This is a genomic window from Streptomyces buecherae, assembly GCF_014295035.1.
GTDB classification, from domain to species: Bacteria; Actinomycetota; Actinomycetes; order Streptomycetales; family Streptomycetaceae; genus Streptomyces; species Streptomyces youssoufiensis.
Genome location: NZ_CP060404.1, coordinates 3,876,046 through 3,891,911, shown reverse-complemented (window position 1 = coordinate 3,891,911; position 15,866 = coordinate 3,876,046). Strand labels below are relative to the sequence as shown.

Annotated in this window: 12 protein-coding genes; 8 read left to right on the top strand and 4 right to left on the bottom strand. The window is 75.0% G+C overall.

The window, feature by feature from the left end; genetic code table 11:
- The first annotated feature begins 71 nt into the window (after positions 1-71).
- From H7H31_RS14805 to H7H31_RS14780, 6 genes are all read left to right on the top strand, one after another.
- Positions 72-1,556 (top strand): MFS transporter, encoded by a 1,485-nt coding sequence (locus H7H31_RS14805; RefSeq protein ID WP_187061749.1) that lies wholly within the window; start codon positions 72-74, stop codon positions 1,554-1,556.
- A 216-nt stretch (positions 1,557-1,772) separates the two neighbouring features.
- Positions 1,773-2,186, top strand: coding sequence for a DUF3151 domain-containing protein (locus H7H31_RS14800; protein WP_187061747.1), 414 nt, complete (start codon positions 1,773-1,775; stop codon positions 2,184-2,186).
- A 282-nt stretch (positions 2,187-2,468) separates the two neighbouring features.
- Positions 2,469-3,434 carry a tryptophan 2,3-dioxygenase family protein gene (locus H7H31_RS14795; RefSeq protein ID WP_187061746.1) on the top strand — a complete coding sequence of 322 codons (966 nt, stop codon included), beginning with the start codon at positions 2,469-2,471 and terminating at the stop codon, positions 3,432-3,434.
- Positions 3,427-4,794: a kynureninase gene (locus H7H31_RS14790; RefSeq protein WP_187061745.1), complete on the top strand. Its 1,368-nt coding sequence runs from the start codon at positions 3,427-3,429 to the stop codon at positions 4,792-4,794. Before H7H31_RS14795 ends, H7H31_RS14790 begins: the two co-directional genes overlap by 8 nt.
- Positions 4,791-5,918: an alpha/beta hydrolase family protein gene (locus H7H31_RS14785; RefSeq protein ID WP_187061744.1), complete on the top strand. Its 1,128-nt coding sequence runs from the start codon at positions 4,791-4,793 to the stop codon at positions 5,916-5,918. Before H7H31_RS14790 ends, H7H31_RS14785 begins: the two co-directional genes overlap by 4 nt.
- Positions 5,919-6,076: 158 nt before the next feature.
- Positions 6,077-7,291: a cytochrome P450 gene (locus tag H7H31_RS14780; protein ID WP_187061743.1), complete on the top strand. Its 1,215-nt coding sequence runs from the start codon at positions 6,077-6,079 to the stop codon at positions 7,289-7,291.
- Positions 7,292-7,651: 360 nt separating this feature from the next.
- Here H7H31_RS14780 and H7H31_RS14775 read toward each other — a convergent pair whose 3' ends face one another.
- Complete coding sequence (locus H7H31_RS14775; RefSeq protein ID WP_187061742.1) at positions 7,652-9,304, bottom strand: ABC transporter permease; 1,653 nt, start codon at positions 9,302-9,304, stop codon at positions 7,652-7,654.
- Entirely contained in the window at positions 9,301-10,227 is a 927-nt protein-coding gene (locus H7H31_RS14770) for an ABC transporter ATP-binding protein (RefSeq protein WP_187061741.1), read from the bottom strand. Before H7H31_RS14770 ends, H7H31_RS14775 begins: the two co-directional genes overlap by 4 nt.
- 297 nt (positions 10,228-10,524) lie before the next feature.
- Here H7H31_RS14770 and H7H31_RS14765 point away from each other — a divergent pair, with 297 nt between their 5' ends.
- Positions 10,525-11,043, top strand: a complete 519-nt coding sequence (locus tag H7H31_RS14765) for a GbsR/MarR family transcriptional regulator (RefSeq protein ID WP_232110303.1) — start codon at positions 10,525-10,527, stop codon at positions 11,041-11,043.
- Between the two features lie 156 nt (positions 11,044-11,199).
- On the opposite strand, the gene H7H31_RS34780 is transcribed toward H7H31_RS14765, so the two are convergent.
- Positions 11,200-11,352: a hypothetical protein gene (locus H7H31_RS34780; RefSeq protein ID WP_332112657.1), complete on the bottom strand. Its 153-nt coding sequence runs from the start codon at positions 11,350-11,352 to the stop codon at positions 11,200-11,202.
- A gap of 1,187 nt (positions 11,353-12,539) precedes the next feature.
- On the opposite strand from H7H31_RS34780, the gene H7H31_RS14755 reads away from it, so the two are divergent.
- Positions 12,540-13,823, top strand: a complete 1,284-nt coding sequence (locus H7H31_RS14755) for an adenylosuccinate synthase (RefSeq protein ID WP_187060249.1) — start codon at positions 12,540-12,542, stop codon at positions 13,821-13,823.
- A gap of 95 nt (positions 13,824-13,918) precedes the next feature.
- On the opposite strand, the gene H7H31_RS14750 is transcribed toward H7H31_RS14755, so the two are convergent.
- Complete coding sequence (locus tag H7H31_RS14750; protein ID WP_187060248.1) at positions 13,919-15,856, bottom strand: protein kinase domain-containing protein; 1,938 nt, start codon at positions 15,854-15,856, stop codon at positions 13,919-13,921.
- Between the last annotated feature and the right edge of the window lie 10 nt (positions 15,857-15,866).

Here is a 15,866-nt window from a genome sequence, read left to right as displayed (position 1 = left end):
CCGTACCGGCTGCCGGGCAGCCCGGCCCCGAGCCCGCGCTGGAACCGGTCGAGCCCGCCGGGACCGTGGGGATGGGGACGGCCACCGGGCGCTGGGTGCTGCTGACCACGGTGCTCGGCTCCGGCATGGCCATGCTCGACAGCACCGTCGTCAACGTCGCGCTGCCGCGCATCGGCGAGGACCTGGGCGCGGACCTCGGCGGGCTCCAGTGGACCGTCAACGCGTACATGCTCACCCTCGCCGCGCTGATCCTGCTCGGCGGGGCGCTGGGCGACCGGTACGGGCGGCGGCGGGTCTTCGTCGTCGGCGTGGTCTGGTTCGCGCTGGCCTCGCTGCTGTGCGGACTGGCCCCCAGCGCCGAGGTGCTGATCGGCGCGCGGGCGCTGCAAGGGGTGGGCGGGGCGCTGCTCACGCCGGGCTCGCTGGCGCTCATCCAGTCCGCGTTCCGGCAGGAGGACCGGGCGCGGGCGGTGGGCGCCTGGTCGGGGCTCGGCGGCGTGGCGGCGGCGGTCGGCCCGTTCGTCGGCGGCTGGCTGGTGGACGGCCCCGGCTGGCGCTGGGTGTTCCTGCTCAACGTGCCGCTGGCCGCGGTGTGCGTGCCGGTCGCGCTGCGGCACGTGCCGGAGTCCCGGGACCCGCGGGCGGGCGGCCGGTTCGACGTGGCCGGCGCCGCGCTGGGCGCGCTGGCGCTCGGCGCCGTGACGTACGCGCTGATCGCGGCCCCCGACGCGGGGGCGTCGCCGCTGGTCGTCGGGGCGGCCGTGGGCGGGCTGCTGCTGGCGGCGGCCTTCTGCTACCTGGAGGCACACCGGGCGGAGCCGATGCTTCCGCTGGGCCTGTTCGCGATCCGACAGTTCACCGCGATCAACCTGGTCACGCTGTGCGTGTACGCGGCCTTCGGCGGGTTCTTCTTCCTCTCGGTGGTGCAGCTCCAGGTGGTGGTGGACTACTCGGCCCTCCAGGCGGGGGCCGCGCTGCTGCCGACCACGGTGCTGATGCTGCTGTTCTCGGCCCGCTCCGGCGAACTGGCCCAGCGCACCGGTCCCCGGCTGCCGCTGACGGTCGGGCCACTGCTGTGCGCGGCGGGGATGCTGCTGATGATGCGGGTCGGCCCGGACGCGGTGTACTGGCGCGACGCGCTGCCCGCCCTGGTGGTGCTCGGCGCGGGCATGGTGACGCTGGTGGCCCCGCTCACCGCCACGGTGCTGGCCTCGGTGGACGTCGGCCGGGCGGGCCTGGCCAGCGGCATCAACAACGCGGCGGCCCGGGCGGCGGGCCTGATCGCGGTGGCCGCGCTGCCGCTGCTCGCGGGCATGGGCCCGGAGGCGTACCGCGCGGCGGACGAGTTCGAGGAGGCGTTCCGGCGCGCGATGCCCTGGTGCGCCGGCGTGCTGCTGCTGGGCTCCGCGCTGGCCTGGGCGACGGTCCGCGCGGACACCCTGGAGCACCCGGCGGGCCAGGCGGGGACCGAGCCCTGCCACCCCGAGTGCGCCCACCACTGCGGCGTGGCCGCGCCCCCGCTCGACCCGGGCGAGCCCCCCGCGCGCTCCGACTAGCCCGGCCGCACGGCCACGAACCAACCCGGCCACGCGGGCCCGAACCAACCCGGCCACGCGGGCACGAACCAACCCGGCCACGCGGGCACGAACCAGCCCGGCCGCAGGGGCACATACCGGCCATATCCGCGCGGGTCGGCGGCGTAGGAAATCGGCCAGTCACGGGCGCTACCCGCGTGGCGGCTCCGCGCCGCCCGGTCCGGCAGACTGGAACCCATGGCCATTCACGAGAACCTGCTCGGGGGACCGCCCCCGACCCACCTGCCCGACGACCCCGGGCCGCGCGAACTGCTCGCCAGCGGCGCCGCGCCCGCCGAGGTCGCCGCCAAGTACCCCGCCTCCTCGCTCGCCTGGGCCCAGCTCGCCGACGAGGCGTTCGGGGCGGGGCGCGTCGTCGAGTCGTACGCGTACGCCCGCACCGGCTACCACCGGGGTCTGGACGCGCTGCGCCGCAGTGGCTGGAAGGGCCACGGCCCGGTGCCGTTCGAGCACGAGCCGAACCGTGGCTTCCTGCGCGCCCTGCACGCGCTGGCGCGGGCCGCGCAGGCCATCGGCGAGACGGAGGAGTACGAGCGCTGCTCGACCTTCCTGCGCGACTCCTCGCCGACCGCGGCGGACACGCTGAGCTGAGCTGATGCGAGCTGAGCTGGGCTGACCCGGGCCGCCTGAACCGTTGGCGGTTCGGGCGTACGGGACGAGATTCCCAGGCGTTCACCCATCACGGGTGTCCGAATACAGGGCCTGCCGGTCGCGCACCTCGACCCGGCAGGCCCTTGCCGTGTGCGCCGCGCACCCCGCATGATGCGCGCAGGACCCGATGATCAGCGATCGTGGGTTCAAGAGGGGACCGGGGCTCCGATGCCGAACAGGAAGGGGCGGACCGCTACCCGGAAGCAGGACTGAGGAGACGCCATGTCCCAGCACACTGGACGTTCCGGTACGAACGAGACCGAACCCGAGACTCCCAACCTCGATTTCCAGGGCACCACGCCGTACGACGACTACGTCAAGGCGTCCGTGCTCACCCACCTCCAGCACCCGCTCTCCGACGACCCGGGCGAGATGGTCTTCCTGGTCACGAGCCAGGTGATGGAGCTGTGGTTCACCGTCATCACGCACGAGTGGCAGACCGCGGCCGACGCGCTGCGCCGGGACGACGTGCCCACCGCGCTGGCCGCCCTCAAGCGCTCCACGTACGAGCTGGAGTCGCTGAACGCCTCCTGGAAGCCGCTCGCGCACATGACGCCGGGCGAGTTCAACGCCTACCGCAGCGCGCTCGGCGAGGGCTCCGGCTTCCAGTCGGCGATGTTCCGCCGGCTGGAGTTCCTGCTCGGCGACAAGGCCGCCTCGATGCTGGTCCCGCACCGTGGCGCGCCGCGCGAGTACGCCGAGCTGGAGAAGGCGCTGGCCGAGCCGAGCCTGTACGACGAGGTGGTGCGCTACCTCGCCCGACAGGGCTTCGACATCCCGGACGAGGTGCTGCACCGCGACGTGACCCAGCGCTACGAGGCGCACCCGGCCGTCGAGCGGGCCTGGCAGCGCATCTACTCCGGCGCCGGCGCCCCGAGCGCGACCGACGAGGACGCGGCGGCGCATGAGGCGCGGCCGAAGAAGGGCGAGCAGTCCCCGGAGGCCGCGCGGGCGGTGGCCGTGGCCGCCGCCGTCGGCGGCGCGGGTGGCGGCCTGGTCGCGCTCGGCGAGGCGCTGACGGAGGTCGCGGAGCTGGTCTGGCGCTGGCGCAACGACCACCTGGTAGCCACCCGGCGCGCGATGGGCGCCAAGACCGGAACGGGCGGTTCGGCGGGCGTCGCCTGGCTGGAGAAGCGCGCCGGCAAGCAGGTCTTCCCCGAGCTGTGGACGGCGCGCAGCTATGTCTGAGCACCCACGGACCGAGCCCGCGACACCGGGCGCGACGCCCGCCACGGCCGGAGCCGCCGCACCGGCCACCGCCACCGTCACCGCCACGGCCACGGCCCCGGCCACGGGGCGCGCGCACGCGGCCGAGGCCGCCCGGCGCGACCGCGAGGACCCGCTGGCCGGGACCCGCGAACGCTTCGTGGTGGACGCGGTCGACGACCCGAACGGCACGGTCTACCTGGACGGCAACTCGCTCGGCGCGCTGCCGCGCGGCGTGCCGGCCCGGATGGCCGACGTCATCGAGCGCGAGTGGGGCCGCGACCGGATCAACTCCTGGTCGGACAACCACTGGTGGACCGCGCCGGAGCGGATCGGCGACCGGGTCGGCGCGCTCGTCGGGGCCGCCCCGGGCCAGGTCGTGGTCGGCGACTCGACCAGCGTCAACGTCCTCAAGGCGGTGGTGGCGGGCGTGCGGCTGGCCCGTGGCGCCGAGGGCGCCGAGCCGGCGGGCGCCGACGCGGCGCAGGCCGGCGGGCGGGACGAGATCCTGGTGGACGTGAGCACGTTCCCCACAGACGGCTACATCGCCGAGTCCGCGGCCCGGCTCACCGGCTGCGCGCTGCGGGCCGTGCCCGCCGAGGCCGTCGCGACCGAGGCCACCCCGCGCACCGCGCTGGCCCTGGTCAACCACGTCGACTACCGCACCGGCCGGCTCCACGACCTGCCGGGCACCACCGCCGCCCTGCACGCGGTGGGGGCGGTGGCCGTCTGGGACCTGTGCCACAGCGCGGGCGCGCTGCCGGTCGACCTGGACGCGCACGGCGTCGACCTGGCCGTCGGCTGCACGTACAAGTACCTCAACGGCGGGCCCGGAGCGCCGGCCTACCTGTACGTCGCCGCCCGGCACCAGCCGCGCTTCGACTCCCCGCTGCCCGGCTGGAACTCGCACGCCGACCCCTTCGCCATGGCCGGCGCGTACGCCCCGGCCGACGGGGCCGTCCGAGGCCGGGTCGGCACGCCGGACATCCTGTCGATGCTGGCGCTTGAGAGCGCCCTCGACGCGTGGCAGGGCGTCAGCGTCGAGTCCGTACGGGCCAAGAGCCTCGACCTCGCGGACTTCTTCCTGACCTGCGTCGCGGCGTACGTGCCGGCCGGCGCGGTCGAGACGCTGACGCCGGTGGCGCACGCGGAGCGCGGCAGCCAGGTCGCGCTGCGCTGCGCGGACGCCGGTGAGGTGACGGAGCGACTGCTCGCCCGTGGCGTGGTCATCGACTACCGCCGCCCCGACGTGCTGCGGTTCGGCTTCACGCCGCTGTACACGGGCTACGCCGACGTGGAGCGGGCCGCGTGGGCGCTGGGGGAGGTGCTGAGCGCCGCATGAACCCCGCGATGACGCGCGCGGAGCGGGAGGAGGCGTCGGCCTTCGGCCACGCCGAGACACCGCCGACCGCCACGGTCGGCTACGGGCCGCACCCCGACCAGGTGGTGGACCTCTTCCTGCCCGAGTCCCGGGCCGTGCCCGACCTCCAGGCCGGGTCCGAGCCCCGGGCCGGGTCCGATCCCCGGGCCGTGCCCGGGTCCTGGGCGGCGCCCGGGTCCCGGGCCGGTGGCGGTGCCCCGCCGGCCGGGGCCGCCGCGCGCGTCATCGCCGACGCGGCGCCGCCCGCCCCCGGGGCGGCGCCGCCGGTGCCGCTGGTCGTGCTGTTCCACGGCGGCGCCTGGCGCGCCCCGTACGACCGGCGGCACCTGTCCCCGCTGGCCGCCTACCTGGCCGGCTACGGCCTCGCGGTCGCGTCGGTCGAGTACCGGCGCGGCCCGCGCGCCGACGGCCCGGCGGCGAGCGCCGCCGGGCCCGGGCAGCCGCGCGCCGGCCGCTGGCCGGAGACCTTCGACGACATCGCGGCGGCGCTGGACGCGCTGCCCGCCCTGGTACGCGGCCTCGCGGCCGGCCCGTCCGGCCCGGCCGCCGGCCGGGTCCGCTGGGCCGACGTGGACGCCGACCGGCCGGTGCTCGTCGGGCACTCGGCCGGCGGGCACGCCGTGCTGTGGGCGGCGGCGCGGCACCGGTTGCCGGTCGGCTCCCGGTGGCGGCTGCCGGCGCCGCCCGCACTGCGCGGCGTGGTCGGCCTCGCCGCCATCGCCGACTTCGGCACGGCCCGCGCCCTCGGCGTCTGCTCGCACGCCGTGGACCAACTGCTCGCCCCGCACCATCCGCCCGCGACGCCCGGCCCCGGCCCCGCCGAGCACGCCGCGCTGCTCGCGCACCGGCTGGCCTGCACCGACCCGTCCGCCCTGGTGCCGAGCGGCGTGCCCACCACGCTGGTGCACGGCGGCGCGGACATCGACGTACCGCCCGCCGTCGCGGAGGCGTTCGTGGCGGCGGCGGCCCGCGCCGGGCAGCGGGTTCGGCTGGTCCGCGTCGAGGGCGTCGGCCACTTCCCGCCCATCGACCCGGCCACGACGACGGCCCGCACCGTCCTGGCGGAGATCACCCGCCTGTCCTGACCACCCCGGCCCCTGGCGCCCTGGCCTCCGCCATCCCGACCCCGCCCCGGCGCCCCGACCCGCGCGCGGCCCGCCCCACCGGCCCGTCCGACGTGCTGCCCCGGCCGGGCCCGGCCCGGCACCTGGTCGCGCCCCGGGCCGTCCGGCACAGTGGGGGCATGACCGAGGCAGCAGCGGCCTTCGACCCCTGGGACCCGCGATTCGCCGCCGACCCGTACCCGGCCTACGCGGAGTTGCGGGAGCGCGGGCGGGCGCACTACTTCGCGCCGACCGACCAGTGGCTGATCCCGCACCACGACGACGTACGGGCGCTGCTCACCGACCGGCGGCTCGGGCGTAGCTATATCCACCGGTTCAGCCACGAGGAGTTCGGCCGCCCGGCGCCGCCGCCCGAGTACGAGCCGTTCTTGACGCTCGACGGCAACGGGCTGCTCGACCTGGAGCCGCCGGCGCACCCGCGCGTCCGCCGCCTGGTCTCGCAGGCGTTCACGCCCCGCACCGTGGACCGGCTCGAACCCGTCGTACGGCGCCTGGCCGCCGGCCTGGTGGACGGGCTGCTCGCGGACGGCGGCGGCGACCTCATCGCCGAGGTCGCCGAGCCGCTGCCGGTGGCCGTCATCGCCGAACTCCTCGGCGTGCCGCCCGCCGGCCGTGGCCCGCTGCGCCCCTGGTCGGCCGATATCTGCGCGATGTACGAGCTGAACCCGAGCCCGGAGACCGCCCGCCGCGCCGTACGCGCCAGCGTCGAGTTCTCCGCCTACCTACGGGAGTTGATCGCCGCGCGGCGCGCGACGCCCGGCGACGACCTGATCAGCGCCATGATCGCGGCCCATGACGCGGACGACCGGCTGACCGAACAGGAGATGGTCTCCACCTGCGTGCTGCTGCTCAACGCCGGCCACGAGGCGAGCGTCAACGCGACGGGCAACAGTTGGTGGACCCTGTTGCAACACCCGGAGCAACTGGCCGCGTTGCGCGCCGAACCGACGCTGTTGCCCACGGCGATCGAGGAGTTGCTGCGCTACGACGGGCCGCTGCACCTGTTCGAGCGCTGGGTGCTGGACGACATCGAGGTGGGCGGCACGCACATCCCGCGCGGCAGCGAGGTGGCCCTGCTCTTCGGCTCGGCCAACCACGACCCGGCCCGCTTCGCCGCGCCGACGCGGCTCGACCTGTCCCGTACGGACAACCCCCACCTGTCCTTCGGCGCGGGCATCCACTACTGTCTCGGCGCGCCGCTGGCCCGCGTCGAACTGCGGGCCGTCTTCGAGGAGTTGCTGCGCCGCGCGCCCCGGCTGCGCGCCGTGGCCGAGCCGCCCCGCAAGCCGGGCTTCGTCCAGCGCGGCCTGCGCGAACTGCGGGTCGAGGCGTAGCGCGCCGGCCCGCGAACCGGGCGCGGCGCGCGGGTACTTGCTTGCGGCATACCCAGGCTCATCCACAGCCTGTGGATAACTCTGCCGCCCGGAGCCGCCCCGGCCCCCCGCCACCCGGTCACCCAGGTCCGCCAGGTCCGCCAGGTCCGCCAGGTCAGGTCAGGCCAGGTCACCGGACACGCTCCGGCCGGCCCGGTGGCGCACGCGGTGCGGCGCCGGACTCCGGTACGGGGGTGAACGGAGTCCGACGCCGCACGTCCTGCGGGCCTGGCGAGTGCCGCGCGTCCGCGTCGTCACGTGGCCGCGCCGCCAGGGGGCCGATTGGCCCAGGTGGTCTTGCGCCTCGGTGTCGCTGGTCGCTCAGTTGCTCATGTCGCGCCGGCGCAGTCCGGCCAGGCCGGCCGCCAGCAGGCCGACGGTCACCAGGAGCATCCACAGGAACGGGGTCGCCGTGATGTCCCCGCCCGGCACCTTCGGCAGGTGGCCGAAGGGCGAGAGGTTCATCACCGACTGGTCCAGCTCCATCGCCGGGCCCAGCCAGCCGATGGCCACCACGAACCCGACCACGCCCCAGGTGACGGACGTGAACTTGGGCAGCACGCCGAACAGGAACGCCGCGATCGAGGTGATCACCCACACCGCCGGGGCCTGCAACAGCGTGGCGCCGAGCACGCGCGGCACCTGCCCGCCGAGGTCGCCGGAGGCCGCCCCGTACGCGATGCCGAGCGCGAGGCCGCCCGCCGCCAGGATGACGACCGGGCCGAGCAGGGCGACGACCAGGTGGCTGGCCGCCCACTGCACGCGGCTGACCGCGTTCGACAGCAGCGGCTCCGCGCGCTGGTCGGTCTCCTCGCCGCGCAGCCGCAGCACGGCGCTGGCCGTGTGGATCGTGACGACCAGGCCCAGGATGCCGACCATCGAGGCGAGGAAGGCGTCCGTGAGCCCCTCCTGGCCGCCCATCCGCAGGAACGTGTCGCGGGTGCTCTCGCTGTCGCCGAGGAAGTCGTCGGCGCCGTCGGCGATGCCGCCGAACACCGCCCCCGCGAAGGCCAGGCCGGCCATCCACGCCAGCAGCGTGCCGCGCTGGAGCCGCCAGGCGAGCCCGTAGACCGTGCTCAGGTCCGGGCCCGCGGCGGCGGGTCCCGGGCGGGAGGCGAAGAAGCTGGCGCCCACGTCGCGGCGGCCGGCCAGCGTGTACGCGACGCCCATGGCGACCACCGCGAGCACGGCCAGCAACAGCAGCGTCCACCAGCGCTCGTCGGCGTACGGCCGGGCGTTCTCCGCCCAGCCGAGCGGCGAGAGCCAGACCAGCACGTGGCTTGAGCCGTCGGAGCCGTCCTTGGCCGCGTCGCCGCCCATCCGCAGCACGAACGCGACGCCCACGGCGGCGGCGGACAGGCCGCGCGCCACCCGGGCGTTCTCGGTGACCTGCGCGGCGACCGCGGCGATGGCGCCGAAGACCATGCCGCTCAGGCCGACCGCGAGCCCGAGGGCCAGCGCGCCGCTGCCGCCCTGGCCGGCCAGGCTGACCGCGATGAGCAGCGTGACGGCGGCGTTGGCGATGCCGACGGTGATCAGCGCCGAGGTCAGCCCGGCTCGCCGGCCGACCATCCCGGAGGACAGGGCCTCCTGACGGCCCGTCTCCTCCTCCTCGCGGGTGTGCCGGATGACGATGAGCAGGCTCATGATGGCGGCGAAGACCGTGAGGAAGGCCCCCACGCGCCAGACCGTCAGCGCCCCGAGCGAGTCGTCGAAGGCCGCGCCGAACAGGGCCCGCGTGGACCCGTTGGCGTTCATGTCGGCGGCCAGGTCGGCGCGCTTCTGCGGGGTGTCGTACGCGCTGTCCAGGCGGCTCACGGTGCTGCTCGCGGACAGGCCGAGGCACAGCACCCAGATCGGCAGCATGACCCGGTCGCGGCGCAGCGCGAGCCGCAGCAGCGTGCCCGTGCCGGCCAGGTCGCGGGACGAGCCCTTGGGCGGCGCCGCGATCCGCGCGTCGGCTACGGCGGTCATCGCGCGATCGCCCCCTGCGTGGAGTCGGCGGAGTCGCCGCCGTCGCTCTGGTAGTGGCGCAGGAACAGCTCCTCCAGGGTGGGCGGCGTCGAGACGAGGCTGCGCACCCCCGCGTCGCCGAGCTGCTTGAGCACCGGGCCCAGGTGGTCCGTGTCCACCTGGAGCTTGACCCGCCGGCCCCGCACGTCAACGTCGTGCACGCCGGGCAGCGTGGTCAGCCCGTCCGGCTCGCTGTCCAGCTCGGCCGTGACCGACGTACGGGTCAGGTGGCGCAGCGAGGCGAGCGAGCCGGACTCGACGGTCTTGCCCTTGCGGATGATGCTGACCCGGTCACACAGCGCCTCGACCTCGCTGAGGATGTGGCTGGAGAGGAGGACGGTGCGCCCGCGCTGCCGCTCCTCGGAGACGCACTCGCGGAAGACCTCCTCCATGAGCGGGTCGAGGCCGGAGGTCGGCTCGTCGAAGATGAGCAGTTCGACATCCGAGGCGAACGCCGCGACCAGCGCGACCTTCTGCCGGTTGCCCTTGGAGTAGGTGCGCCCCTTCTTGGTGGGGTCGAGGTCGAAGCGGTCGATCATCTCGGCGCGCCGGGTCTTGTCCAGGCCGCCGCGCAGCCGCCCGTACAGGTCGATGACCTCGCCGCCGCTGAGGTTGCGCCACAGCGTGACGTCGCCGGGGACGTAGGCGAGCCGCTTGTGCAGCTCCACCGCGTCGTGCCACGGGTCCTTGCCGAGGAGTTGGACCGTGCCGCTGGTCGCTCGCAGCAGCCCGAGCAGTACGCGGATGGTGGTGGATTTGCCCGCGCCGTTGGGGCCGAGGAAGCCGTGCACCTCGCCCGTGGCGACGTCGAGGTCGAGGCCGTCCAGCGCGTGCGTCCGGCCGAAGGACTTGTGGAGGTCGGACACGGTGATTGCCGTCGTCATGAGGCCGAAGCTACTCTTCTTTCAGAAATTTGTGAAGTTAAGGAAACGTATAATCAGTGAGGAGGCTTGGAGAAGCGGGGATGGTGGGTGTTGGGCGAGACGACGGAGTGCGAGATGACGGGTCTCAAGGCGACCGGTGGCGCGACGGCGGCGGGGGCCGCCGCGACCGGGGACAGACCGGCGAGCGGGACGACCGAGGACGGGACGGCCGGCCGGGCCGCCGAGCGGGGGACGGCGGAGACCGGCGCACCGGCCGACGGGGTGGCGGGTGCGCCCGCTGACGCGCCGGGCGGCGGGTTGACCAGAGCGGCGGCCGAGGAACTGGCCGGGCGGGACGAGGACGCCGTCAGCCGGTTCATCGAGCGGTTCGCGGCGGAGCTGGTCGAGGCGGGCCTCCAGCGCATGGCCTCCCGGGTGTTCGCCGCGCTGCTCGCCTCCGACACCGGCTCGCTCACCTCGGCCGAACTCGCCGAGCAGCTCCGGATCAGCCCCGCCGCGGTCTCCGGCGCGATCCGCTACCTCTCGCAGGTCCACATGGTCGGCCGGGAGCGCGAGCCGGGCTCCCGCCGGGACCGCTACCAGGTGCACACGGAGCTGTGGTACGAGACGATCACCCGCCGCGACCAGGTGCTCACCCGCTGGGAGCAGACCCTGCGGGACGGCGCCGACGCCCTCGGGCGGCACACGCCGGCGGGGGAGCGGATGGCCGAGACGGCCGACTTCTTCGAGTACCTCCAGGTCGAGATGCTGGCGATAATGGACCGCTGGCGGGAGCGGCAGATCGCGCGCCGCGAGGGCCGCGCGGAAGCCGGCTGACGGCCTCCGGCCGGGCGGGTGGGAACGAGGCGAATGGTTCCTGCACACGCCTGGCCGCCCCCGGACCCGCCGCCCCGGGCCGGGGCGGGCGGGGTCCGAAGTCGATACCGGCGCCCGCAGCCGATGCCGTAGGACGCCGAGCCGGGGCCCGGCCGGCTAGCGCGGCAGCGTGACCGACCAGGCGTCCGGCAGCAGGCGCCAGGTGCGGGTGCGGACCGGGCCCGCCGTCACCGTGTCGGCGCGGTAGTGGAAGTCGGGCCCCGAGACGGTGATGGCCCGCGCGCCCAGCCTGACCGGGCTGCCCGACACGTGGCCGTACACCACGACCTCGGCCAGGCCGTCGCGAGCGCGGGGCGCCGTCGGGCGGGCGCGCCGGGGCGCCGCCGAACAGCGGCCGGGTGGCCACCGAGACCCGCTCCACCGGGTGGTCGAGGTCGGCGAGGAGCACGCCGTCCGCCTCCACCCGCAGCCGCACGAGCGACGGCCTGGCCCGGCGCGCCGGCGGCCCGCCGGCGCCGGCGCGGCCCGCGACCGGCGTGGTCAGCAGCGTGAGGGCGGTCCTGGCGGTGCGGGCCGCCGGCGACCACCACGGCTGCGGCCTGTCCGCCACCGACTCGCGGCCCTGCCGCTGGCGGGGCACCCTGCCGTCGTCGGCGCCGGCCCCCGTCTCGCCGTCGGCACCCGCCGCGCCTTCGGCGCCCGGTGCCGCGTCCCCGGCCGCGCGGCCCGGGGCCAGCTCGGGGGCCTGGGCGGCGCCGGGGCCCGTTCTCGGGCCGGCGTCCGCGGCGGGGGCGGCAGGATCGGCGGGCCAGGCCGCCTCGCCCGCGCGCGCCGGACCCGGCGGGCCCGCCGCGTCGACCGGGTGGGCGCCGGCGCCGCCGTACGGCACGCTCAGTTCGCCGATCACCACGCCGTCGCTGTCGTCCACCAGCAGGTCGAGGCGCCGGTCGAAGCCGTCGATGACGGTGCGTGCGGCGCGTACCGCGTCGGTGGGGATGCCGAGCGCGCTGGCCAGGGCGACCGCCGCCGGCGGCCCGACCGGGACCATCGCGAGCGGCGTCGTGGCGAGCGTGCGCTCGCGGTGCAGCAGGGTGACCACGCGCAGCAGGGCGCGGTCGTCGCCCACCACGACCGGCCGTCTGCCGCCGCGCCGGGCCAGCGCGCGGGTGACCTCCTCAAGGCCGTCCGGCAGGCAGATCTTCGTGGTCGCGCGGGCGCACAGCACGTCCTTGGCGATGCGCACGGACTCCCCGTCGACGCGCCGGGCGCCCGGGTCGATGATCATGAGCAACGGTGGCGTTGCGCTCACGCGGGGCTCTGGAGCCGACACCTCGGTCCTTCCTCAGGTAGCATCTCGGTGCAAGAGCCCCTTGCGCTATTGCGCCAGGGGCTTGGTCTATTCCGGGGCACCGGTTCGACGGCTCTGCTGGCGGAAGCGCGACATCGCGCACCGTCACGCACGTGGGACATGCCCCGCCCGGAAGGGGTGTACGCCTGTGCCCGCACTTGTGCTGCTCGGTGCTCAGTGGGGTGATGAAGGCAAGGGAAAGGCCACCGACCTGCTCGGTGGTTCGGTGGATTACGTCGTTCGCTACCAGGGCGGCAACAACGCCGGTCACACGGTCGTCGTGGGTGACCAGAAGTACGCGTTGCACCTGCTCCCTTCCGGCATCCTTTCCCCTAGCTGCACGCCGGTCATCGGCAACGGTGTCGTGGTCGACCCGGCGGTCCTGCTCTCCGAGCTGAGCGGGCTGAACGAGCGCGGCGTGGACACGTCCAAGCTCCTCATCAGCGGCAACGCGCACCTGATCACGCCGTACCACCAGACGGTCGACAAGGTCACGGAGCGCTTCCTCGGCAAGCGGAAGATCGGCACCACCGGGCGCGGCATCGGCCCGGCCTACGCGGACAAGATCAACCGCGTGGGCATCCGGGTGCAGGACCTGTTCGACGAGTCGATCCTCATCCAGAAGGTCGAGGCGGCGCTCAACGACAAGAACCAGATCCTGGTCAAGCTCTTCAACCGGCGCGCGATCAGCGCCGAGCAGGTGGTCGAGGAGTACCTCGGCTACGCGGAGCAGATCAGGGACTACGTCGCCGACACCACGCTGATCCTCAACAACGCCATCGACGAGGGCAAGGTCGTCCTCTTCGAGGGTGGCCAGGGCACGCTGCTCGACGTGGACCACGGCACGTACCCCTTCGTGACCTCCTCCAACCCGACCGCGGGCGGCGCCTGCACCGGCGCCGGCGTGGGCCCCACGAAGATCAGCCGGGTGATCGGCATCCTGAAGGCGTACACCACGCGGGTGGGCGCCGGGCCGTTCCCGACGGAGCTGTTCGACGCGGACGGCGAGGCGCTGCGCACCATCGGCGGCGAGCGCGGCGTGACCACCGGGCGCGACCGGCGCTGCGGCTGGTTCGACGCGGTGATCGCGCGCTACGCGACGCGCGTCAACGGCCTCACCGACTTCTTCCTGACCAAGCTCGACGTGCTCACCGGTTGGGAGCAGATCCCGGTCTGCGTGGCGTACGAGATCGACGGCAGGCGGGTCGAGGAGCTGCCGTACAGCCAGACCGACTTCCACCACGCCAAGCCGATCTACGAGAACCTGCCGGGCTGGTCGGAGGACATCACCAAGGCGAAGACCTTCGCCGACCTGCCGAAGAACGCGCAGGGCTACGTGAGGGCGCTGGAGCAGATGTCCGGCGCGCCGATCTCCGCGATCGGTGTCGGCCCGGGCCGGGACGAGACGATTCAGGTCAACTCCTTCCTCTAGGCCCCACGCCGGGCCCGTTCGCGGGCCCCGCCGAGTGCACGTGCGCCGGGCGCGCTGGTCAGCCGACCAGCCGCCCGGCGCACGCGCGTGTGGGGCTAGCGGAGACCGGGCCCGTACGGCGAGCCGTAGCCGCCGGGGCCGGCGCCCTGGCCCGGCATCGGCTGGCCGGTGACCCGGCGCTCCTGCAGCGCGGACAGCCGGACCACCACGGCGATGGCGAACACGGCGCACGGGATCGACACCACGTCGGCGAAGACGGACCAGGCGACGGAGGTCTGGTGTTCGCCGTACGTCTCGGCGTCGGCGAAGACGAAGAAGCTGATGGTGTTCATCACGAGCATCGCCAGGAAGAGCACCCACCAGGTGTTCAGCAGCCCGCGCCCGGTGCCGGGCTGCGGCGGGTAGCCGGCCGGGGTCGGTGGGGCGCTGGTGGTCCAGACGTCGTTGGCCATCTGCTTGGGGAACCAGAACTGCACCACCGGGATGAACCAGGCCCCCGCGGCCAGCCCCGAGCTGAACCGCTGCCGGCCCGGCGCGAGCGCCTGCGCGTTGACGTAGACGCGGCGGAACCAGATCACCCACAGCACGACCATGGGGATGGAGAAGAAGAACCACAGCGCGTCGAACCCCTCGGTGACGCCCTCGTCGTCCTCCAGCGCGGTGGAGTCCACCGTGTCCGAGAAGAAGTCGTCGTAGGTGCCGTAGAGCCGCAGGCTGAAGATCAGGTCCATCAGCATGATCAGCAGCCCGATGGAGAACAGCACCACGGTGGCGTTGGCCAGCCCCCGGGGGGAGCGCCAGACGGCGGGCGGGCGGTAGCCGACGTGGGTGGTCGGGTAGAGCGGTGCGGCGACGCCGGTGTGCGGGTGTCCGGCGTGCGGCCCCATCGTCGGCTGGCCGGCGTACGCGGCGTGCGTGGTGGTCATCGGCGGCTGGCCGGATATCCGCGGGCCCGGGGGTATCGGCGGGCCGAACTGCGTGCCCGGCGGGGTGCTCGGGGGCGGGGTGCCGGGCGTCTGCGGCCGCGCGGGCGGCTGGCCCCCGGGCGGGGTGGCGCCGCCCAGCGGCGCGAAGCCCACCCCGGTCTGCGGCATCTCCGCCTCCAGCAGGCGCAGCGCGTCCCGGCCGAGCCGGGCCAGCAGTTCGCCCGGCAGCCACGGGCCCGCGTCGCCGCCGCCGACCTGGCCGGCCGCGAGCGCCCCGGCGCCGTCCGGGCCCGCGCCGCCCGCGTGGGCCAGCACCTGGTCCAGCGTGAAGCGGCTGGCCGGGTCCTTGGTGAGGCAGCCGTCGATCAGCTCCCGCAGGCCCTCCGGAAGCCCGGTCAGGTCCGGCGCCTCCTGCGCCACCCGGTACATCAGGGCGTGCACGCCGCTGTCGACGGTGCCGAAGGGTGAGCGCCCGGTGGCCGCGAAGGCCAGCACCGAGCCCAGGCAGAACAGGTCGCTCGCGGCCGTGATCGGGTCGCCGCGCACCTGCTCGGGGGACATGAAGCCGGGCGAGCCGACGACCGCGCCGGTCATCGTCAGGCCGGTGTCGCCGACCGAGTCGAGGGCCCGGGCGATGCCGAAGTCGATGACGCGCGGCCCGTCGATGGTGATCAGCACGTTGGACGGCTTGAGGTCGCGGTGGATCAGCCCCGCGCCGTGGATGTCGCGCAGCGCCAGGGCGAGCCCGCGGGCCAGCGCGCGCACGGAGTTCTCGGGGAGCGGGCCGTGGCCCTCGGTGACCACGTCGTGCAGCGAGGGCCCGCCGATGTAGCCGGTGGCGACCCAGGGGGTGGCGGCTTCGGTGTCGGCGTCGAGCACCGGCGCGGTCCAGTCCCCGCCGACCCGCTGCGCGGCCCGCACCTCGGCCTGGAACCTGCGCCGGAAGTCCCTCTGGCTGGCCAACTCGCCCCGTACCAGCTTGACCGCGACGGTACGGCCGCGCGCCGAGCGGGCCAGGTAGACCCGGCCCATCCCGCCCTCACCGAGCCTGCTGAGCAGGCGGTACTCGCCGATCCAGCGAGGATCGTCGGCCCCCAGGTCTTCCATGCTGTTGTGG